General features: G+C 71.6%; 25 protein-coding genes. 1 reads left to right on the top strand and 24 read right to left on the bottom strand.

The genetic code is table 11. From position 1 onward, the window contains the following. Positions 1-70: 70 nt before the first annotated feature. The 24 genes from E0L36_RS25145 to E0L36_RS25035 form a co-directional block, all read right to left on the bottom strand. Positions 71-1,312, bottom strand: a complete 1,242-nt coding sequence (locus tag E0L36_RS25145; protein ID WP_180931530.1) for a DUF3631 domain-containing protein — start codon at positions 1,310-1,312, stop codon at positions 71-73. Continuing rightward, entirely contained in the window at positions 1,309-1,671 is a 363-nt protein-coding gene (locus E0L36_RS25140; RefSeq protein ID WP_180931732.1) for a hypothetical protein, read from the bottom strand. Before E0L36_RS25140 ends, E0L36_RS25145 begins: the two co-directional genes overlap by 4 nt. Then, complete coding sequence (locus E0L36_RS25135) at positions 1,668-2,558, bottom strand: bifunctional DNA primase/polymerase (protein WP_180931529.1); 891 nt, start codon at positions 2,556-2,558, stop codon at positions 1,668-1,670. The genes E0L36_RS25140 and E0L36_RS25135 overlap by 4 nt, the downstream gene beginning before the upstream one ends. Continuing rightward, positions 2,555-2,875 (bottom strand): DNA cytosine methyltransferase, encoded by a 321-nt coding sequence (locus E0L36_RS25130; RefSeq protein ID WP_180931528.1) that lies wholly within the window; start codon positions 2,873-2,875, stop codon positions 2,555-2,557. The genes E0L36_RS25135 and E0L36_RS25130 overlap by 4 nt, the downstream gene beginning before the upstream one ends. An 87-nt stretch (positions 2,876-2,962) precedes the next feature. Beyond that, positions 2,963-3,412, bottom strand: a complete 450-nt coding sequence (locus E0L36_RS25125; protein ID WP_180931527.1) for a single-stranded DNA-binding protein — start codon at positions 3,410-3,412, stop codon at positions 2,963-2,965. Between the two features lie 11 nt (positions 3,413-3,423). Then, positions 3,424-3,915 (bottom strand): hypothetical protein, encoded by a 492-nt coding sequence (locus E0L36_RS25120; protein WP_308416927.1) that lies wholly within the window; start codon positions 3,913-3,915, stop codon positions 3,424-3,426. Between the two features lie 30 nt (positions 3,916-3,945). Beyond that, positions 3,946-4,140 (bottom strand): hypothetical protein, encoded by a 195-nt coding sequence (locus E0L36_RS25115; protein WP_180931526.1) that lies wholly within the window; start codon positions 4,138-4,140, stop codon positions 3,946-3,948. Between the two features lie 208 nt (positions 4,141-4,348). After that, positions 4,349-6,502, bottom strand: coding sequence for a hypothetical protein (locus tag E0L36_RS25110; protein ID WP_180931525.1), 2,154 nt, complete (start codon positions 6,500-6,502; stop codon positions 4,349-4,351). 85 nt (positions 6,503-6,587) lie between these two features. Further along, on the bottom strand, positions 6,588-7,361 hold the full coding sequence (locus E0L36_RS25105) for a hypothetical protein (RefSeq protein ID WP_180931524.1): 774 nt from the start codon (positions 7,359-7,361) through the stop codon (positions 6,588-6,590). 806 nt (positions 7,362-8,167) lie between these two features. Then, positions 8,168-8,614 (bottom strand): DUF3307 domain-containing protein, encoded by a 447-nt coding sequence (locus E0L36_RS25100; RefSeq protein ID WP_180931523.1) that lies wholly within the window; start codon positions 8,612-8,614, stop codon positions 8,168-8,170. Between the two features lie 42 nt (positions 8,615-8,656). Beyond that, positions 8,657-9,028, bottom strand: coding sequence for an RRQRL motif-containing zinc-binding protein (locus E0L36_RS25095; protein ID WP_180931522.1), 372 nt, complete (start codon positions 9,026-9,028; stop codon positions 8,657-8,659). Between the two features lie 3 nt (positions 9,029-9,031). Further along, positions 9,032-9,319 (bottom strand): hypothetical protein, encoded by a 288-nt coding sequence (locus E0L36_RS25090; protein WP_180931521.1) that lies wholly within the window; start codon positions 9,317-9,319, stop codon positions 9,032-9,034. Beyond that, positions 9,319-10,329, bottom strand: a complete 1,011-nt coding sequence (locus E0L36_RS25085; protein WP_180931520.1) for a DUF2637 domain-containing protein — start codon at positions 10,327-10,329, stop codon at positions 9,319-9,321. The genes E0L36_RS25090 and E0L36_RS25085 overlap by 1 nt, the downstream gene beginning before the upstream one ends. Continuing rightward, positions 10,326-10,511: a DUF6303 family protein gene (locus E0L36_RS27195; RefSeq protein WP_308416926.1), complete on the bottom strand. Its 186-nt coding sequence runs from the start codon at positions 10,509-10,511 to the stop codon at positions 10,326-10,328. The genes E0L36_RS25085 and E0L36_RS27195 overlap by 4 nt, the downstream gene beginning before the upstream one ends. Continuing rightward, on the bottom strand, positions 10,508-10,993 hold the full coding sequence (locus E0L36_RS25080) for a hypothetical protein (protein ID WP_219637013.1): 486 nt from the start codon (positions 10,991-10,993) through the stop codon (positions 10,508-10,510). The genes E0L36_RS27195 and E0L36_RS25080 overlap by 4 nt, the downstream gene beginning before the upstream one ends. 49 nt (positions 10,994-11,042) lie before the next feature. Next, the gene (locus E0L36_RS25075; RefSeq protein ID WP_180931519.1) at positions 11,043-11,414 is read right to left on the bottom strand and encodes a hypothetical protein; all 372 of its coding nucleotides are present in this window, start codon (positions 11,412-11,414) and stop codon (positions 11,043-11,045) included. After that, positions 11,411-11,740 carry a DUF6284 family protein gene (locus E0L36_RS25070; RefSeq protein WP_374705586.1) on the bottom strand — a complete coding sequence of 110 codons (330 nt, stop codon included), beginning with the start codon at positions 11,738-11,740 and terminating at the stop codon, positions 11,411-11,413. The genes E0L36_RS25075 and E0L36_RS25070 overlap by 4 nt, the downstream gene beginning before the upstream one ends. Before the next feature lie 26 nt (positions 11,741-11,766). Further along, complete coding sequence (locus tag E0L36_RS25065) at positions 11,767-11,973, bottom strand: hypothetical protein (protein ID WP_180931518.1); 207 nt, start codon at positions 11,971-11,973, stop codon at positions 11,767-11,769. Then, positions 11,970-12,452, bottom strand: coding sequence for an AAA family ATPase (locus tag E0L36_RS25060; protein WP_180931517.1), 483 nt, complete (start codon positions 12,450-12,452; stop codon positions 11,970-11,972). Before E0L36_RS25060 ends, E0L36_RS25065 begins: the two co-directional genes overlap by 4 nt. Positions 12,453-12,546: 94 nt before the next feature. Then, positions 12,547-12,690, bottom strand: coding sequence for a hypothetical protein (locus tag E0L36_RS25055; protein ID WP_180931516.1), 144 nt, complete (start codon positions 12,688-12,690; stop codon positions 12,547-12,549). A 687-nt stretch (positions 12,691-13,377) separates the two neighbouring features. After that, a complete protein-coding gene (locus tag E0L36_RS25050) occupies positions 13,378-14,115 on the bottom strand; it encodes a GntR family transcriptional regulator (protein WP_180931515.1) in 738 nt (245 codons plus the stop codon). 519 nt (positions 14,116-14,634) lie between these two features. Beyond that, the gene (locus E0L36_RS25045) at positions 14,635-15,543 is read right to left on the bottom strand and encodes an aldo/keto reductase (RefSeq protein WP_180931514.1); all 909 of its coding nucleotides are present in this window, start codon (positions 15,541-15,543) and stop codon (positions 14,635-14,637) included. A 265-nt stretch (positions 15,544-15,808) separates the two neighbouring features. After that, the gene (locus tag E0L36_RS25040) at positions 15,809-16,840 is read right to left on the bottom strand and encodes an ABC transporter permease (RefSeq protein WP_258016552.1); all 1,032 of its coding nucleotides are present in this window, start codon (positions 16,838-16,840) and stop codon (positions 15,809-15,811) included. Beyond that, complete coding sequence (locus E0L36_RS25035; protein WP_258016551.1) at positions 16,827-18,053, bottom strand: ABC transporter ATP-binding protein; 1,227 nt, start codon at positions 18,051-18,053, stop codon at positions 16,827-16,829. Before E0L36_RS25035 ends, E0L36_RS25040 begins: the two co-directional genes overlap by 14 nt. 263 nt (positions 18,054-18,316) lie before the next feature. On the opposite strand from E0L36_RS25035, the gene E0L36_RS25030 reads away from it, so the two are divergent. Beyond that, a complete protein-coding gene (locus E0L36_RS25030; protein WP_180931513.1) occupies positions 18,317-18,556 on the top strand; it encodes a hypothetical protein in 240 nt (79 codons plus the stop codon). Positions 18,557-18,648: the final 92 nt, after the last annotated feature.

Below are 18,648 nucleotides of genomic sequence, written 5' to 3'. Positions count from 1 at the left end.
TAGCGGATAGGCCCGGTGTAGCGGATAGAGTCCGCTACACCGGGCCGCCGACACGGCGGCCCGGGCGGGGTTATCGGGTAGCGGATGCGGGGGTGATGTAGCGGATCTCCGCGAGGGGTTCCGCTACGTTTTCACGGCTGGTGACCTGCGGTGTAGCGGGTGTAGCGGCTGTAGCGGCTTCTGGGAGGGGGGTGGGGCAGTACCGGGTCCACGCGTCCAGTAGGTCCTCCGCGTAGTACCCCTTGGGCACCCCGCCGGAGGTGCGGATCGAGCGGGGTCGGACCGGCTTCCCCGCACCGTTGTCGTACTCCCCGAGCATCTTCGACAGCAGCCGGGGGGTGAGCTTCTTCCCTGTCCCTGTGCCGTCCAGGTCCGCCCAAGGGCTCTCCTCGATCCCTTCAAGGCATTCGAGGATGGCGGCGGTCGGGAGCCGGTCGGTCCCCTGGAATACCCGGTCCCGCAGATCAGTGAGCAACTGGACGCCGAGGGAGGCCTTGTCGCCTTCCTTCGCGGCGGTCACCAGGTGTACGCACGCTGCGCGGGCCCGCTCCGGCCAGCGTCCGCCAGCCGCGTCCGCCACCGCCAGGAGTGGCTCCCACACGTCGGCGGGCCGGTCGCTGACGCCAGGTGGCAGGTCGGGCCAGGCGTCGGCCACCTGGTCACGCACCTGGTCCGCCCACTTCGCGAGCTGGTCCCGAAGGGTGTGGCCTTGCGGTTCGTGTACACGCACGCGGTAGGGCTGAACCTTCTCGTTCGGCGCTCGCTTACGCATCCTGACGATCACAGACCGGTCCAGGATCGTGTCCGGCAAGGAGCCCAGCCCGGCCATCGCCACCGGGCAGAACGTCGAGTACTCGCTCGCTTCCTGATTGCTGCCTTCCCCCACGCAGCGCAGCACCCCGACCCCGCGTCGGTGGCCGGCGTTGATGAAGCCCCTGAGGGGTTCGTTGTCGCCTGCCTTGGGGCCGAAGATGGTGTCCACCTCGTCGAACAGCACGGTCGGGAGGCGCTCAGTGTCACCGACAGCTCGGTACATGGCGTTGGCTGTGGCGTGCGCGGCTACCAGACGGTTCGGCACCAACGTCTCGACGATCTCCAGGGCCCTCGACTTCCCGCTGCCGGGCTCCGGTGAGAGGAAGGCGATCCTGGGCGTGGAGTCGAAGCAGTCGATCAAGTGGGCGTGGGCGTCCCAGAGGACGACCGCAACGTACGCGGCTTCACTGGGGAACACGTTGAACCTGCGGTGGAACTCCTCGACCGAGTCGAGGAGTTCGGCGCCGTCGATCGGGTCGGGCTGGGGGTTGTCGGTCATGCGGCGGTCCTCGTCTCGGTGTGGGCGGGGGTTCGGAGGGGGCAGGCCCCGCGATGGGCGTGGTGGTCCTCGGTCAGGGCCGTGACGCGGCGGTGGCCGGTGGTGAAGCGGTCGCGTCCGCACGCGCACCAGGAGCGGGCGGTGGGGGTGGCGCCACGGCCGGGTGCGGTGATGTGGAGCCAGGCGACCGGGTACCGCCCGTCGCTCGGGTGCGGCTCCGAACGGAGAGCTGAAGAGGGCGCCCTTCGGGCGGCGTTCTTCGGCGCCTTGGGCTCGGCTGTGGCTGGGGCGGAGTGGGCGGCGGTGGGGTGGTTGGGGGTGGGGTGGCTTTTCAGGCGGAGGGAGGTCGGGGTGGTCATGCCGTCTCCCGGGGTCGGGCGGTGCGGATGGACCAGGTCAGAGCGCTGCGGAGGGTGGAGCGGCACTCGGCGGTGGTGAGTCCGGCGGCTTCTCCCCCCGCCTGAAAAGCTTCTTCGACCTCGTGGCGGGGGATGTCGCCCCAGGCCACGAAGCGGCCCATGGCGCGCGCGGCGGTGAACAGCGTGTGCTCGCGGGTGCCTTCAGGGGCGGTTTGGATTCGGGCGCTCTCGCGCTCCAGTGCCACGCGGGCCACCTTCGTGGCGTCCCGGGCGGGCGTGATGGTGGCCGGGGCGGGCGCTGGCGGCTCTCGCAGCAGGCCGGTGAGCCAGGTGGGTAGCGGGGCGACGGTGGCGGGGTCGGTGACTTCGTACCGGCCCGCTGGCGTGGTGCTGCCGGGGGCCAGGACGTAGCCGCCCCACGCCCGTGTGTCGATCCGATTGGCGAGGCGCCCCGCGCTGGACTTCAGCCGCGGGCTGGAGGGTGCGGTGAAGTACAAGTGGGCGCCGCCGCTGGGAGTCCGCACTCGCAGGGTTCGGGGTACTGGCTGCCCGGCGCGCTCGCAGAGCGCCAGGAAGGCTGTCGCGCCGTCAGGCGCTCCTTCTTCGTCTGTCGGTTTGAGCGTGTCCAGGTCCACCACGAGCAACCCGGACGGGCCCGTCGCCAGCCCAATGTTGTACGGGTGGGCGGTCCAAGCGGCCTGGATCAGTTCGGGGTTGGTGGTGGCCCGCTGCTCGGGGGTGAGGTGCCCGTTGGCGCATCGGCCGGTCGCGGGGCACAGATCGGCGCGGTGTCCGGCCGGGCGCTTCCCGCCGGGCCGGACCGGGAAGATGGGCCAGCCGCGTTCGGCGGCGGCCAGGGCGACGGTCAGTAGCGGGTTGGTGGTCATGCAGCGGCCCTCGCTTCCAGGGTGAGGAACTGCTGGGCGATCCACTTCGTATTGGCGGGGGGCACGGCTTGGCGGGCCTCGCGGCGGCCGCGCCAGGCGGTGACACGGGCGTATGCCAGGCAGGGCCAGGAGGCGTGGACCAGGGCGAAGCCCTCCAGGGGGAAGGTGAAGGGGTAGTTCGGCTGCGGGACGATGTCCACTCCGACCACGTCGAACCCCGCACGGTGGTAGCCCATGGACAGGCCACCGGCACCGCAGCGCAGATCCAGTACACGCGGCCGTCCAGCCGCTCGCCGGATGTCGGCGGGCTGGGTCATGATGAGACCTCCAGTTCACTGTTGAGTTCTGGGTGCAGAGCAGGGGCGGCCCGGTTCATTGGCGTGAGGGGGCCGCCCCTGGCAAATTCAGAAGGGGGGCTTGTCCCCGGCGGGTGCGGCCGACCAGGGGTCCGGCGCGCCCGCTCCTGTCCCGCCCCCGGTCGCGTTGCGGGTGGTCTTGGTGACGGCGGCGGTGGCGAAGCGGAGGCTGGGCCCGATCTCGTCCACTTCCAGCGCGAGCATCGAGCGGGTCTCGCCCTGGTCGGTGGTCCAGTCGAACTGGCGCAGGCGGCCGGAGGCGACGACGCGAGTGCCCTTGGTGAGGGACTCCGCGATGTGCTCGGCCATCTGCCGCCAGGCCGAGCAGCGCATGAACATCGCGGTCCCGTCCTTGTACTGGCCCGACTCCCGGTCGTAGGCGCGGGGGGTGGAAGCGATGGTGAACTTCGCCAGCGCCGCTCCGGCCGGGGTGAACTTCAGCTCGGGGTCGCTGGTGAGGTTCCCGACAATGGTGAGGGGGGTCTCTCCGAGGGCCATCTGATTCTCCTTCAGCGGTTGATGGTTCCGTTCGCGCGGCTCATGAAGCCGCGGGCGTTGATGTGTTGGGTGATGTGGGTGGGGCGGCGGGCTCGGGTGATCAGGGCGAGGGCGACCCCGCCGACGGCGATGGCTGCGACGGTTGCCCATAGGGCTGAGGCCATGGCGAGGACTCCGGGTGCGGCGGCGGCCAGGCCCCAGGCGCCTACGGCGATGCCGCTGCCGATAGCCGGGGCCAGGAGGGCGGTGGTCTTGGCCCAGGCCGGGATCGACTGAGGTACGGGCGGTGGCGGGGCCGGGGCCGGGGCCGGTTGGGTGTAGGCCAGGACGCGGCGGCCGTCGGGGAGGGTGACCGCCGTGACGCCGGGCGGGATCTCCTCGGGCCGCATCGCGGTGTGCGGTGTGGGGGTCAGCGGGGGGTGGATCACGGACGCCGGGACGGGGCGCGGGTGGGGGTGGTCGGTGCGGGTGAGGGCGGTGATCTGCTGCGGCAGGGGTTCCACAAGGGGCCTCCTTCGGCGTCGGGGCCGTGGTTACGCGGTGAGGTTGGTGACGGCTCCGGCAATCGCTTGCAGCGTGGTGTGGATGGCGCTGGAGGCGCCGGTGTCGGCGACGAAGAAGCCGAAGAGGAAGAGCATCGTGGCGGCGCCGATGCCGACTGATCGGCTGCGGACGAGTACGAGTGAGATGAGGCTGAAGAGCACGACGGCGGACAGGGTCAGGGCCATGTGGGATCTCCCGTTGGGTGGTTCGTGGAAGGGGCTGCGGGCGGCGTGGTGCGCCTGTCACTTGCCTGTCACCGGGGCCCGTCATCCGCCTGTCACTGTCACCTGTCTGTCACCTGTCATCCGCAGGTCAGAAAGGGGTTACAGGCGCCTGCGGAGGTCCGCGAGGGATTTTTCGCCGACGGGCGACAGGTGACAGACAGGCGGCCGTTCAGCCGCTCTCGGGCGGGGTGTTGGTGTGGGTGTGGTGGACGTAGCGGGCCTTGCTGCCTTCGCCGACGCGGACGATTTCGCCGCTCTCCGCCCACTCCTTCAACCAGCGTTGGATGACCGGCCGGCGGGTGCCGTAGGTGTCCTTCAGCGCTCGTTCCATAGCTGAGGCCCCGGTGCCGTCCGGCCCGGCTTCGATGAGCAGCTTCAGTGCGGCCTGCCGGGCGTCGCCGCTGTCGCTGCCGCTCTCGGGGGTGCGCTGGTAGGAGAGGTTCAGTCCGGGGCGCTCCTGGGCGTCCTGATCGCGTTGGCCGGTGTCGCCGAGTTCCTCGTCGAGCTGGCGTCGGAACTCGGCGATAAGGGCATCTTCGTCGGTGGTCTGGCGGCGCTTGTAGGTGAGGTCGAGTCCTCCACCGGCCGGGGTTTCGGTCGTGGTGGGTTCGGTGCGTGGGGTGGGGGTGTCGGTGTCGTAGAGCCATCCGGCCCGCTCGCGGCTCCAGCGGTCGCGGTAGTCGTCTCCGGCGGCGCGTGCGGAGGGCTCGTCGAGGGTGGGGCGTCGGTCGCTGGTGGCGAGGACAACGTCGCGGACCATGCCGGGGGTGGTCATCCAGCCCTTGAAGGGGGTGGGGGCGAAGCCGTCCGCGCGGGCGTTGCCGATGACACCGGTACCTGCCTCCCGCAGCTGGGTGGTGTCGATGCGGGCGCGGGGGAAGAGCTTGGCGGCGTTGTTCCCCGCGGACTCGCCGGAGGTGAGGGCGACGCCGACAGGGGAGTACTTGCGTACCTGGGTGTCGCCGATGGCGCTCACGTTGCCGTCGACGGCGGTCAGGACGTAGCGGACACCCATGGCACGGGTGGTGCGCATGCCCTTGCGGAGCAGGTCCCCGAGCTGCTTTTTCTTCTTCTCCTTCGGGTTCGCGGAGAGGGCTTCGACGCCCTCATCGACCACGAGCATGACCTGCGGGATCTGCGGACTGATCGGCAGCAGGTTCGTGTTCTCCTGCTGCATCAGCCGCTGGTACTCCAGCTGACGGGCCTCGTTGATGGCCAGCGCCGCCTCGGCCATGAGGATTGCCTCGTCCAGGTCGCCCGCGAGCCAGTCGACTCCGGGCCGGGTGCCTTCGGGGGCGGTGCGTGAGCCGGGGAGCGGCTCGCGCAGGCCCTCGGCCTCCAGGTGCGGGGTGACCCAGGGGATGCCGAGGCCGCCTCGTTTGAGGTCGATCACCCAGGTGAGGACATCGGTGCACCGTGCGAAGCCGGTCAATACCGCGTCCATGAAGGTGGACTTGCCCGATCCGGGAGGCCCCAAGATCAGCGCGCACGCCTCCCGGAGCATCAGCCGTACCGGTTCGGAGTGCGGCAGCAGGCCCCAGGGGATGCCGGTCAGCAGGGACAGGGGCGAGTAGTCGTCGGGGTAGGGGTATTCGCCTGCCATGACGTTGCTGGTGGGGATGTCGAGGACGACGCGGCCTTGCAGGTCGCCTTCCTCGACGTGGACGACGCAGCCGCGCGGCAGACGGGCGTCGCCTGCCAGGGCGCGGGCCCGGTTGCGGATCTGGTCCCAGGTAGCACCGCCGCCGGGCATTTCCGCCGCGAGGGAGAACCCGGCTCCGGTCTTCCACTGCTCGACGGCGAAGACGCGGACCTGTACGCCGGTGACGCGGTGGATGCGGTCCTGCCATTCGGCGGCGATCGCCCGCCGTTCCGCGGACAGTTCGGCTGCGGCCTCCCGGGCCTGCTTCGTCAGCCGCTCTTCCTCTGCGGCTTCCTCGTGGGCGGCGGCGTGAGTGGCCGCGGCTCCGATGCCGACGCCGAGAGCAGCGAGGGTCCCCGCCGCGGCCCAGGATAGGGGGCCGGTGGTGATGGCCCAGGAGGTCCAGCCCCCTGCCAGGAGCCAGGAGGCGGAGCGGGTGGCCAGTGTGCGGGCGGTCAGGCGCCGCACGATGCTGTGCGCGATCCCGTGCCCGACTGCCCCGGCGGCGCCGACGAGCAGCGGCCACCCCGCGGGCATACCCCCGGCCGCGCCGAGGAGAGCGACCGCCCCGGCGCCGGTGGTCGCGGACAAGGCCCCGGAGACCGGGCCGTGCGGGGCGGCCCAGTCCAGCGCCGGGCCAGAGCGGTCCTGCTTCCTCTTCGTCTGCTTCTTGCTGGTCACGGGGGTCCCTTCCCAAAACGCGGGGAGGGGCCCGGCGTGGTGTGCCGGGCCCCTCCCTGGGGCTCATCAGACGTGCGGACGGTGGTCAGTCGCCGTTGTAGTTCCACTTCTCCTCGCCGACGCGGGGGTCTTCGAGGCGCTCGATGTCCGCCTCGTGGGCCTCCCGGAAGGTCTTGCCCGCCTCCTCAGCGGCTTCGCCGGCCTGCTGCAGGAGGGTGAAGACCTCCGAGAGGGCTTCACCGACCTTCGGGTCGAGGGGGTACTCCTCGTCGCAGCGCTCGATCATGAGCTTGAAGATGTTCCCGATCGAGGTCAGCCCGGTCGGGAAGGAATCGATCGCGGCCAGGACCTGCATCATCCCGTCCGGATCGAAGGACTGCGCCTTCTCCTCCATCTCGGCTGCCGCCTCGGCGAACCCGAACTCTCCGTCGTACGCGCTCACATCTGCTCCTTCCCCGCTGCGGGAGCCGTCCCGCGGCACACGGTCACTGATCTCGGTCTCGTCCTCGTCTTCCGCCTCATCCCGGCAGGCGGCGAGGAGGTCGTTGTGCAAATCGGCGCGGGCCTTGCCGGTCATGGCGGCGAACAGCCGTCGCCCGGGATGCATCAGCCACGTCCAGCCCAGGCGGCGGCCAATCGGCGTGGTCAGCAGCCCCAGCACACCCAGCGGCAGCGCCAGCGCCGCCGCAGGAATGCAGCGGGCGGCGTACCGCAGGCGGGCCTTCAGCACGCCCCCGGCTCGCTTGAGGCGGGCCCGGGCCGTCACCCTGGCCTTCTTCGCCCGCTCCGCGCGGATCTCCCGCGCCTCGTCGGCATGCCGCCGCGCCCTCGAACGCGCTGCTGCGGGAGCCGACTTCACCCGCCCCCACACCGAACGCCCGCCCCCCGTCACGCCACCACGGCCCGAACGGGAGGCTCCGGCGCCAGCTCGACCTCCCGTACGCGCCCCGGGGCTCGACCTGGCGCCGGAGCCTCCGAGCCGAGCGCCTTCGGTAGCCCGGCGGGAGTCGCCCAGCTCACGACGTGCCGCGGTCATCTGCTGACGCCGCCCCGCACGCGTCGGGGCCGAGGCCTGCTGCTGACGTCGCAACTCCCGTACGCTTGCCGCTGATCCGAGTACTCCAGCCCCCGTACCGCGGCCCGCCCGGGCGGACAGACCGGACGACGGGGATGAGGACCGAGCAAAGCCCGTACGGGAGGCGGCGGGTGACTTCCGCAGACTGACCGCCCGCCCGCCAGACCCACCGCCCCGGCCCGAGCCGCGGTTACGGGCACGCGTGCCGCCCCGCGACCGCAGCCCGCTCTGAGCGCCACCGGAGCGGGCACCAGCACCACGGCCGTACCCGGCCCGCGATGCACGGTCCCGCCGGCGGCCGGGTCCCTTCCGATGGCGGGCAGCAACGGCGACACCGCCTGCGGCCAGCATCCCGGCGCCGACCGTCGCGGCCAGCATCGCGGTAGGACCGGCCGCCAGTACGGCGCCCGAGAGCCCGGCGACAGCCGAATTCGCCGTCGTGATGACCGCGGGAACAGCCGGGATCCCGCCCGGCGTGTGACCGGCAGGCGCCTTGGCTGCCGGAGTATCGGACTTGGGGTCGGGCGGCTTCGGGTAGGGGACGGCAGGAGCCTGCGACGGCTCCACATCCGTCTCCTTCGTCGCGGCTGTCATAGCGCCACCAGCACGGCCGCCGGGAACACTCCGACGACCAGGTGCATGGCCTGATCGACCAGGGGCATCCCACCCCGATCCACGAACCCGCCCGATCCGGTGTGGGTCATCCACCAGCGCACCGGCCACCGCCGATCGATCAGACTGTGGGTCACATGCACCCAGACCAGCGCGGCGGCCAACTCCAGCAACGACAGCGGCAGTCCGACCGTCACCGCCAGCACTCCGAGCACGATCAGCGAGGAGGCCGTGTGGATCGACGCATGGACCTGATTGGCGCCCCACCCGTGGTGGTGACGACCCGGGGCGGGGTCCTCGGGACCCTCGGTCCAGGCGGCCTTGCGCGCGGACTGGCAGTCGGACTGGAACAGGTAGTCCGCCGCGTGATGAGCCACGAACAGCCCGAGGAACGCGGCAGCGAACGCCGAAACGTCAGAAGACATGAAGTCTCCAAAGGGAGAAGAGGAGAAGGAGAGAAGACGAGGTCAGGCGGCGGTCGACCAACGGCCGGCCGTGTCGCACTCGTTGCACACCCCGATCGAGGCGGGGATGCAGTAACCCCGGTCACAGCCGCATTCGGGGCAGACGCGGCGGGCGGCAACCGCCGCCCCGACCGCCCGCCAGCGGCCCGGGGTCATCGGCCGCACGGGAAGCGCGCGGTCGACCCGGTAGAGGTAGGCGACCAGCGGCGGTCGGCCCCCGCGTCGGGGCCGCTCCAGCACCGCGACGGGGTCTTGGCCGCCGGGCCGTAGACCAGCCGCGCGCAGCTGGCGGCGGGTGGCCAGACCGTCCGGGGCCAGCCGCCACCGATAGACCGGGATACCGTGCCGGGCACCGGCCGGATCGCAGACCCGCACGGCCTACCCCTCCTGCCCGGCGAGGGTGAAGGAGGTCAGCTCGACGGTGGCACCGCCCACAGTGGTGGTGACCGTGGTCCAAACCCGACCGTCCCCGCTGGTGGTAGTGCCGTCGAGCGGGGTGAGTCCGAGGGCTGCGAGCCACTGGTCGAAGTCGGCGGGCTGGTCGTGGAAGGACACCTTCAGCCGATCCGGATGAATCGAAGTGATCTTGATGTGCCCGGCGGGCAGGTCCCGGCGTGTCATCAGCAAGGTGAGCGCGGCGATGGGGGCAGACAGATCGTGGAGCATCACGCGGCGGCTCCCTCAAGGGCAGGAGTGTGCTGGTCGGTTGTGTCGCGCAGTTCCTGGTAGCGGGCCGTGACCCAGCCGGTCGACCAGCCGCACAGCTCGGCGGCCTGACGGACCGGCAGCCCAGCGGCGTAGGCGGCGGCGAGGAGCTGCCGGGCCCGCTCCTCGGGTAGCTTCTCCTCAGCGGGCCCACCAGCCAGCAGGGCGGCGCGTTCACGCTCAGCCCGCTCCTGCCGCTCGCGCTCCTCACGGCGTGCGGCTTCCTCCCGCCGCTGACGCTCCTCCTCCCGGAGTCGCGCGGCCTCCCGCTCACGCTGTTCACGCTCGCGTTCAGCGTGTTCACGCTCGCGTTCACGGCGTTCACGAGCTTCCCGCTCCGCCCGCTCCGCAGCGGCGGCCCGCTCGCGCTCATCGCGCCGCGCCGCCTCCTCACGCTCACGCTGTTCACGGGCGAGGGCAGCCTCATGTTCACGCTGTTCACGGGCGAGCGTCGCGGCGTGCTCACGCTCCTCGCGGGCCCGCCGGTCAGCGGCATCCCGCCGCTCGGCCCGGGCGCGGTCGCGGGCCTCACGCTCCGCGCGCTGCTCGGCCTCCGTCTGGGCGACAGCGGCGGCGATGGCCCGCCGGTAGGCCAGGCTGGTCTCCGCCGTGACGATCAGCAGGAGAGGGGCGACCGCGTGCACGGCCACGCCCACCATGTCCTTCTTCAGCGCGGAGTCAGCGACGTTCAGGGCCAGGGTCATGCAGCCGGTCATCCAGCGCAGGGCCACCGACCACCGCCCGCCGTGCGCGTCGAGCTGGGCCAAGACGGCATCCAGACGGACCACGATCACTACCGCCGCATCCACCACTAGCGGCAAGATCGGCGCCGTCCACCGCCACTGATCGGGCGTGTGCGCGGCGGCCAGCGGCGTCACCGTGAGAATGGAGTAGAGCATCGCGCCCGCGACGATCAGCCACGTGCCCCACGACAAGGTGCGCTCCGCTGAACGGATCTGAACAGCGTTCACCGTGTCGCCTCCCGCACCCTGACGGAGGCGATCAGACACACCGGCGAAGCGGGATCATCCGGGGACTCGCTCGACTCCGTCCACTCCCCCTCGACCCCGGGCACGACCGCGTACCCCAGCACGTCCAGCGCTCGTGAACACTCCTGAACACTCGGCGGTGCCGAGCCGGGGAGCCCCGTCACTGGGCACCGCCCAGCGCCATCGGGCAGATCCGCCAAGCCACCTCGGCCGCCGGTGACAGCGACTCACCCGGAATGTGGGGAGCCCAGCCGCTGTGCGGGGCCCCCTCGGCCTCGGCCGCCGCCTCCGCCGACTCCACCGTGGAGTGCAGACTGTGCAGCCGACCCCGCTGATACAGAACGAAGACATGCGGCACCTTCCGTGCCTGGCGGCGGGCCTGCCGCAGCAGAGCCCGCAGCGCGACCTGATCCTCATGCTCCAGCGCGGGGCGGGCCCGCGCCTCATCCCGCTCAGCCTCCGCCACCGCCAGCCGGGCCGCCATACCCTTCTGATCAGCCTCGGCCTGCCGCACCTCGGCTACCAGCTCCGCCACCTCGGCCTCACGCCGAGCCAGCAGCTCAGACACCTCGCCCAGCCGCTCGCGGGCCATGGCGGCCACCGCCTCGCTCGCCCGCAGCCGATGCGTCCTCACCACACGAAACATCAATCCTCCTTCGAGATCAGGTCGACGTACGGGCTCTTCGGGCACCGACTCACGCCGCCTCACCCCCAGGGGCGGGCAGGAAGCGGCAGTGGTAGAGGTGGACCCGCACCCCGGACACGGTGGCGTCGGCGGTGGTGAGGACGGCCCGCACGCCCCACGGATGGGCCACTTCCGTCGTGCGGATGGGCACCCGGCGCAGCAGACCGCCGCGCAGCCGTCCGGCCCAGGCCTGCACTGTGGCCAGGTTGGGCAGGTGCAGGTGGACTTCAGCGGCCTCCCCCGGCCGCCGCAGGTGCACCCCAGCCACGGGAAGGTCCTCGTGGTCAGCCAGCAAGGCCCGGGCCACATCAGCGGCCCAGGCCATGTCCGCCTCGGCAGCGGCGATCTGACCCATGAGGCCACGAGGCAGACACTCGCTCACGCCACCTCACCCCCAAGCACCGACTCGGCACTCCGGCGGGTCGCGGCGGTGCGGGCCTCCAGCACGCGGCGGTGCGCGCGCCGCAGACGCCGATCGGCCCACGCCGTGCGCGGCGTATCGAGCAGGCTGATCTGGGTGTCCAGCAGCTCGACCTCGGCCGAGATGACCGGCATCTCCGCCTCGATCGCGTCCAGGTCGGCGGCGGTGGGCTCCGGGGTGCTCGCGGCGGCGTCCAGCGCGGCGAGCACATGCAAAGACAAGATCTTCACCAGGTTCTCCAGGTGGGAATGCCGGTGGGGCGCGACGATGCGTTCGTCGCGCCCCACCGGGAGTTGATGATGAGGAAAGGGGGTTACCAGTCGCCGTAGGTACACACCGGCCCGCACCCGGAGGTGCGGCACGAGTGCTCCCGCAGCTGGCGGGCGGTCGGGTAGCCGTGGTGGTGTCGGTCGCGGGTGGACCAGCGGACCGGCTCAGCGCCCGCCGCCAGCTCCTCACACCGGGGACAGTCGGCCACCCGGCGGCCGAAGACGACACGGTGGGTGTGTTTCGTGGTCACGTGGGGACCTCTTCCGAGTCGGTGAGGTGCATCGGGTGGACCTCCGCGAAGCCCTCGGCCCGCAGGTCTCCCGGGAGCGGGAGGCGCCGGTGCTGAGCGCGGATCACCTCGGGCGGCACCTGCCGCTGTCGGCGGGCGGCACGGTGGAGGCACACCTCCACCGGCGCCTCGAACAGCACGGCGAGGGGGGTGCGCTGCCAGTAGCGGGCCCGCGCCAACAGCGAACGCCGCACATGGCCCTCCAGGTTGGTGGAGTCCACGAGCGTGGTCAGCCCACGCGCCAGCCGCTCCTCCAACACCAGCCCCTGGACGCGCACCGCAACGGGTGTGGCGCTCTGATCCGCCGCGTCGCCGCTGACCATTTCCCGCAGGTCATCCAGGCACACACGCCAGGACGCCGGGACCCGCCGCGCGAACGTCGACTTCCCCGAGCCCGCCGGGCCGATCAGGACGACCAGCGCCCCAGGATCGAGGATCACAGCGAACCCCCCGGCTCCCGCTGCGGCAGCGGCGGAAGCTCCTGCCGGTCCTCCGGCGCCCGCTCGTGCTCCGGCTCCGGCTCACCAGCGGCCATCACCGACCACCGCCCTGCTGAAGCGCCTCCGCCAGACGCCGAGCCGACTCCTCGGCCGCGACCCGGTCCGCCTCCGCCCGCTGGCGAGCCTCCTCCATCTCCGCGAGCTGCCTCTGACGGACCGCCTCCAGATCCTCAGTCATCGCGCACCCCCGAACTGGCCGATCCGGTTCGCCCGGTACGGGTGAGGTGTCATGCTGATCACAGGTGCCTCCAACTCAGGTGCCTGTCAGCGCCGTCCGGGGGGCAACCCGGACGGCGCGCTTCGTGTGTACGGGGCCTTCCTGCTGCCCCACGCCGACGCCCCTCCGACAACCCGATGAAGGGCAGCGAGAGGGGCGACGACGTGCAGTGCAGGACTGCTGACTGCTGGTGGTCTCGTTCACGCGGCGGCCGGTCGAGCCCGGGGAGACCGTCATCCCGAGCCGTGCTCCCAGCCCAAGGTGGGCCGCGTGGTTCTTTAACGTCGTGAGGTTGCTGGCCCACCGCGCTCACCCACAGCAATCAGCCCTGCGGGGTCCTGGCACGTGCCGAGCTGCCACCACCAGCGGTAATGGCGCCTCACGACGGATCTCCACCCACCTCCGCCGGAGTCAGCACGGCATCACCGGTGGTGGATCACACTCTTCAGATCTCAAAGAACTGGCGCGTCCTTCGAACCCGTGTCACCGGGCCTCCGGGCGCGGGGGCATGCCGAACAGAGCCCCTTTCGGGACCCTGAGCGGCGAACCTCCCTAGGGATATTTAAAGCACATGTCCCTAGGGAGGTCAATGAGACGCGCGAAAGGGGCCCGTCACTGACGGGCCCCTCGACTGGTTCTTCGATCCGGCTAGCCGCTGATGCGGTACTCCATGACGTACGCCCCCGCGTCCAGCAACATCCTGTTGACCTCGACTGGCGTGCCCTCCTCGGTAAGGGCAGTGCGGTAGATCTCCACAACCGGCGTGCCCGCAGTCAGGTGCAGACGGCCGGACTCTTCATGGCTCGGCATCCGCGCACGCAGCTCTTCAACGAAGCGCACCGGCTTGACTCCCAGCTCGGCAAGCCGGGCGTACGTGCCACCAGGACCGGTGTCCTCCTGGGCAATAGCCGACTCCCTCACGAGGTCCGCCGGCAGGTACGAGATGGCCGCCTGTACTGGCTCGCTCTCGACAGTGAACAGCCTGTCGCGAATGACGACTCGCTCGCCCTCCTCCAGGTCGAGGAGAAGCGCGACATCGTCCGGCGCCTGAGCCTCGTACACCCGCAGGTCCGTGACACTCATGGGTCGCTGACCCACATCAGCGCCCCAGATCGACCGGCCCTCACCCCACCGCTCCTGAGAAAGTCGCTGGTTAGCAACTCGACGAATGGGCTGGAAGTCCCGTACGTACGTGCCGCTCCCCTTATGCTGCACGGCCAGACCTTCGGTCACCAACAGAGTCAGGGCACGCTGAGCCGTCGCCTTGGCCACCCCGTGCTTCCGCACCAGGGCAGGCTCACCGGGGAGGCGAGCGCCCGGCTTCCTCTCGCCGGAGCGGATACCCTCCGCCAGCTCGTCCGCGATCTCTCTGGCGGTCACCGCCATCGGACTCCCTCGCTTCCCTAGGGTGCTCATCTACCAGCTTCGCACACGCGCAGTGTGACGCCGCGCGGTGGGGAGCAGCGCAACAGCTCGCGGGTGTGGATGGGCCAGAAGTAAACGGTCGGCCCCGTGGATGCGGCCGAGTTTCAAGATCAGGACGCACTGTGGACGGGGCCCCCTGACGAGGTGACGAAGTCGAAGTAAGTAGCAGGTCAGACGCCATCGAGCGCGTTTTTCTTGCGAGGACTGTAAATCTGCCGGCTCAGCCTTCCCAGGTTCGAATCCTGGCGCCGCCACAGCGAGGAGAAGCCCTCCTGACCTGCGAGAGAGCAGGATCAGGAGGGCTTTTTCGTGTTCGCGAACCGGGCCTCGGAGGGGACCCCCTGAGGGACCCCTGCCGGGGGTTGAACATCCCGGTTTACCCCGTCGTGTCCCCCGGCTGTCCTGGTGCTGACCAGTGGGCTGGCCCTCACGTGTCCCCCAGGCGTCCCCCGGGCCAGCGGCTTTGGCGGGGCGTGCCTGTCAGGCGTCGGCGGGGTGTGGTGCGGTGAGGCGCGCCATCTCCTCCTGGGAGAGGCGCAGGGCGCCGGCCGCCATGTTCTGCGCGAGGTGGTCCGGGTCACCGGTGCCGGGGATCGCCAGCACGTGCGGTCCCTGGTGCAGGGTCCAGGCCAGGCGGACCTGTGCGGGGGACGCGCCGTGTGCGCGCGCCACGGCGCGGACCTCCTCGGTGTCGACGGCGGCCGGGCCCGCCTCGCGGCCGGCACCGGCGATCGCGAAGAAGGGGACGAAGGCGAGGTCCAGTTCCCCGCAGAGCCGGAGGAGCGCCCGGTCCTCGTCCGTCGCACCGATTCCGTAGGGGTTCTGTACGCAGACGACCGGGGCGATGGCGCGGGCCTCGGTCAGCTGCTCGGAGGTGACGTGGGAGACGCCGAGATGGCGGATCAGCCCGGCCTCGCGCAGTTCGGCCAGCGCGCCGAAGTGCTCGCTGATCGGTCCGGTCCGTCCGCTTGGTGGGACGCGCAGGTTCACCACGTCCAGGTGGTCCCGGCCGAGTTGGCGAAGGTTCTCCTCGACCTGTCCGCGCAGCTGCGCCGGGGTGGCCCACCACCACGTGCCCGAGGGGTCGCGGCCCGGCCAGACCTTGGTGGCGATGACCAGTTCCTCCGGGTACGGGGCCAGCGCCCGGTTGATCAGCTCGTTGGCGGAGCGCGTCGCGGAGAAGTAGAACGCGGCGGTGTCGATGTGGTTCACGCCGAGTTCGACCGCCTGCCGGAGCACTCGGATCGACCGCTCGCGGTCGCGCGGCACGCCCTGGTCGAAGGGAGCGGTGCCCGTCAGGCGCATCGCTCCGAACCCGACGCGGTTGACGGTGAGGTCGCCGAGGCGCCATGTCCCGGTAGTCGTGGGGGTGTTCGTGGTGGGGTTCATGAGCTGGCTCTCCTCTGTGGCCGGGGACGGGCAACTGACGGGTCAGTGTGGCGCGTTCGGGCCCTCGGCCCCCAGGTCCCCGCTCTCCGGCGTCCGTCCGGCCGCTCGTCGCCTTCCCCGGTCTCTCCCTCGCCTCGCCTCTTGTCTTCTCGCCTCGCCGTTCCCCGCCGCTCGTCGACTTCTCCGCCCCCGTCGTCGCGCGCCAGCCGGGGGACGACCGGTACCGGGCCCGCGTTCCGGCCGGGTACCGGTCGGCGCACCGGGGTCAGGCGGTGATGTCGCGGGTGGTGAAGCGGGCCCAGGCGGCCGAGGTGAAGAAGACGGCGTAGAGCGCCTGGAGTCCGAGGTTCTTGGCGATGTCGTCCCAGAGCACCGGATCGCGGAGCAGGTCACCGAAGCTCAGCCAGTACTGGGGGAAGAGGAACGGGTGGAGCACGTCCAACTGCGGGATGGCGCCCACGATCTGGACGCCGATGAGCAGTCCCACGGTGGTCGCCATGGCGGTGATTCCGCTGTTCGTCAGCGTCGAGACGAAGAGCCCGAGTGCGGCGAAGCCGATGAGGGAGGCGGCGACGAGTACGGCGACGGCCAGCCCGCGCAGCAGTCCCTCGGAGAACGGCACCGAGGTGCCGGACAGCAGTGTGACCTCACCGAGGGGGAACAGCAGGGCGCCGGTGGCCAGCGCGAACACCGCCACGACGAGGGTGGCCAGCAGGCAGAACGTCAGGGTGACGGCGAACTTGACGAGCAGCAGCCGAGTCCGGCCCGCCGGGGCGACCAGGAGGTAGCGCAGGGTGCCCCCGTTGGCCTCACCGGCGATGGCGTCCCCGGAGATCACACCGACCGTCATAGGCAGGAAGAAGGGCAGGGTGGCCGCGAGCGAGGCGAAGACGAGGAAGAGGCCGTTGTTGGTGACCTGGGAGAGGAACGGCGGCCCCTCTCCCCCGCCGCCCGAGTGGCCGTCCGTCTCGATCTTGATGGCGATGCCGACCAGCACCGGGACGGCGGCGAGCACGCCGAGGAGCGCGAGGGTGCGCCAGCGCCGGAAGGTCGTCAGCAGTTCGCTGCGGAGCAGCCCGTCGCCGCGCGGCCACGGACGTCGCCGCGCGGGCGCGGGTGGCCTGGAAGTACCGGCGGCTACGGGGGAGTTGGCGCTGGCCGAGGAGTCGCCAGAGCGGCGAGCGGCGGTGTCCGGGGGTCCCGAGGGTGGCGTCCCGGTGAGTGAACTCCCGGCGTGCGCGGCCTCGGTGGGTGGTGTGCCGGTGGGTGGTGTTCCCGGTGTGTCAACCCGCGACATTGAAGCCCTCCCCGGTGAGCGAGACGAAGACGTCCTCCAACGAGGCCCGGCGCAGGGCGAATCCGCGCACCCGGACGTCGGCGTGGACGAGCGCGGCGTTGAGGTCCGCGAGGTCCGGCGGGGCCGCCCGGCCCGTGCCGTCCGCGTCCGCCAGCACGTCCTTGCCGCCACCGCCGCTCTGAGCGTCCGTGCTGGGTGCCGGGGTTCCGGTGGCCATCTCCGCGGTGTCCGGCGGGAGTTCGCCGGTGACCTCCTCGCCGTCCACCGTCACCGAGGTGACCCCGTGCTCGCGGAGCACCCGGGCCGCCTCGGCGGGGTCGGGGGTGGTGACCACCAGCCGTCCCCGGGCCTGGCCCGCCATCTCGGCGACGGTGCCCTGGGTGACCAGGCGGCCCCGGTTCATCACGGCGGTGTGCGTGCAGACCTGCTCGATCTCGTCGAGGAGGTGGGAGGAGAGGAAGACGGTGATCCCGTCGCCCGCCAACTCGCGGACCAGGGTGCGGATTTCCCGCATGCCCTGGGGGTCCAGACCGTTGGTCGGCTCGTCGAGCACGAGGAGTTCGCGCGGCTGGAGCAGGGCGGCGGCCAGCCCCAGCCGCTGCTTCATGCCCAGCGAGTAGGCTCCGGCCTTCTTCCCGGCGGCCGCCGAGAGTCCGACGCGCTCAAGCGCCCCGCCGACCCGTGCCCGCCGGGTCCGGGGGTCCGCCACCGGGTCGGCGGCGTCGAAGCGGAGCAGGTTGTCCCGGCCGGAGAGGAAGCCGTAGAGCGCGGGTCCCTCGATCAGCGCGCCAACTCGGGGCAGTACGCGGTCGGTTGCCTCCGGCATCGGCTCACCGAGCAGTCGGGCGCTGCCCTCGGAGGGTTCGATCAGTCCGAGCAGCATGCGGATGGTGGTGGTCTTGCCCGAGCCGTTCGGCCCGAGGAACCCGAAGACGCTGCCGCGCGGAACGGTCAGGTCGAGGCCGTCCACGGCGAGTTGGCCGCCCCGGTACCGCTTGGTGAGTCCGCGTGCGGCGATGACGGCCGCGCCCTCCGTGGCGCTGCCGGTCGGCGGTGCGGTGTCCGGTCCTGCGGCGCTGCCGGTCTCGGGGCGCTCGGTGCCCGGGAGTTGGGCGGGTGCCGAGGCGCCGCGCGTGGCGGCCGCCGTGGTGCGGGTGGGCCCGGCGGTGGGGTTCGCCGTACCGGCCGTGGCCCGCGGGGACGGCTCAGCCATGGGTGTTCCTGTTCCTGACGATCACGGTGGCTCCTCGTCGTCCTGCTCGTGTCATGGGGCGCGCGTTCCCGGGCTCCGTGGCACGGGCGGGGGCACGGGCGCGTGGGGCGCCGCCGGTCGGACGAGCGGCACCCATCCTGTCAAACCCGCCGGTCGGCTGCCCCGCGGGACCGGCGCGCGGTGGGCGGCGCCGGGACGGTCCGGCGCGTGCGGCTCGCCCGGCCCCGCTGCGCGACCGGCAACGTCCGGCCCCGACAGGGGCGTTGGGCGGACGGGAGCACCGTGGGCCGGTCCGGCTGCTGGCGCTCGACAACGAGAACCTCGACGTTGACGAACCGGCGCACGGCGAGGGGCACGAGGCGTACGTCGCCTGGCTCGACCGGCCCCTCGGGCTGACGCCGACGGAGGACGTGGACGCGCTCCTCGCCTCCCAGTGGGACCTCGGCGAGTGGTTCGACGCCTGGGCGGCGCCGTTCCTGGAGCGGGACGGCGGGCGGCGCTGAGCCCCGGCGAGCGGTCAGGGAGACCGATGGGGCGCGGCGTCCGGTGGGGCACGCGGCCGACCGGCGCGCGGGGGCCGACCGGAACGCGAAGG

It is taken from the genome of Streptomyces sp. AJS327 (genome assembly GCF_013450295.1).
Lineage (GTDB): Bacteria > Actinomycetota > Actinomycetes > Streptomycetales > Streptomycetaceae > Streptomyces.
This window is presented reverse-complemented; position numbering and strand designations above follow the sequence as displayed.

Coding starts and splice junctions, on each gene's coding strand:
- E0L36_RS25145 (WP_180931530.1), bottom strand. CDS start 1,312: ATGACCGACAACCCCCAGCCCGACCCGATCGACGGCGCCGAACTCCTC.
- E0L36_RS25140 (WP_180931732.1), bottom strand. CDS start 1,671: ATGACCACCCCGACCTCCCTCCGCCTGAAAAGCCACCCCACCCCCAAC.
- E0L36_RS25135 (WP_180931529.1), bottom strand. CDS start 2,558: ATGACCACCAACCCGCTACTGACCGTCGCCCTGGCCGCCGCCGAACGC.
- E0L36_RS25130 (WP_180931528.1), bottom strand. CDS start 2,875: ATGACCCAGCCCGCCGACATCCGGCGAGCGGCTGGACGGCCGCGTGTA.
- E0L36_RS25125 (WP_180931527.1), bottom strand. CDS start 3,412: ATGGCCCTCGGAGAGACCCCCCTCACCATTGTCGGGAACCTCACCAGC.
- E0L36_RS25115 (WP_180931526.1), bottom strand. CDS start 4,140: ATGGCCCTGACCCTGTCCGCCGTCGTGCTCTTCAGCCTCATCTCACTC.
- E0L36_RS25100 (WP_180931523.1), bottom strand. CDS start 8,614: ATGTCTTCTGACGTTTCGGCGTTCGCTGCCGCGTTCCTCGGGCTGTTC.
- E0L36_RS25090 (WP_180931521.1), bottom strand. CDS start 9,319: ATGCTCCACGATCTGTCTGCCCCCATCGCCGCGCTCACCTTGCTGATG.
- E0L36_RS25080 (WP_219637013.1), bottom strand. CDS start 10,993: ATGTTTCGTGTGGTGAGGACGCATCGGCTGCGGGCGAGCGAGGCGGTG.
- E0L36_RS25055 (WP_180931516.1), bottom strand. CDS start 12,690: ATGACTGAGGATCTGGAGGCGGTCCGTCAGAGGCAGCTCGCGGAGATG.
- E0L36_RS25050 (WP_180931515.1), bottom strand. CDS start 14,115: ATGGCGGTGACCGCCAGAGAGATCGCGGACGAGCTGGCGGAGGGTATC.
- E0L36_RS25045 (WP_180931514.1), bottom strand. CDS start 15,543: ATGAACCCCACCACGAACACCCCCACGACTACCGGGACATGGCGCCTC.
- E0L36_RS25040 (WP_258016552.1), bottom strand. CDS start 16,840: ATGTCGCGGGTTGACACACCGGGAACACCACCCACCGGCACACCACCC.
- E0L36_RS25035 (WP_258016551.1), bottom strand. CDS start 18,053: ATGGCTGAGCCGTCCCCGCGGGCCACGGCCGGTACGGCGAACCCCACC.